The 528-nt window shown below is 43.0% G+C and carries 1 pseudogene; it reads left to right on the top strand.

Annotation, left to right across the window (positions count from 1 at the left end):
- Positions 1-528 (top strand): annotated as a pseudogene (locus KIV40_RS33230) (LptF/LptG family permease); the annotation flags it as partial.

The raw sequence follows: 528 nt of genomic DNA, 5'->3' as shown, positions 1-528 counted from the left end.
GAGACAATCAAGAGCCAATTTGCGATCTTTTTTGTCCTTTTTCTTGTATTTCTTAGCCAAAAATTTATCAGTGTTTTGGCTGATGCTTCAGACGGTGATATTCCCGCAAGTCTCATTTTGTCGATTGTTGGGCTGAATATGCCTGCGATGGGATTGCTCATGTTGCCGCTGAGTATCTACATCGGTATCTTGCTGACATTTGGTCGTTTATACGCTGAAAGTGAAATTGTGGTGATGAACGCCACAGGTATCGGTAACAAGTTTTTGATTCAAGCTGCATTATACTTGGCATTAATCACAGCCAGTGTGGCCGCATTCAACTCGTTATGGTTATCGCCTTGGTCGCAAGACAGAGTCGAGCAGTTATACGAACAAGTAGCAGCTTAAAACAGTGTTGACCTATTACCTAAGGGTAAATTTCAGAGTACCCCTGACGGTTCGTCTGTGGTGTTTATTGATGATATCAAAGGCAACAAGCTAGAAAATGTTTTTGTAGCACAGACCGCGCCGCGTGATTCTATCCTGCCA

This window comes from Vibrio sp. D173a, assembly GCF_030248475.1.
This window is presented reverse-complemented; position numbering and strand designations above follow the sequence as displayed.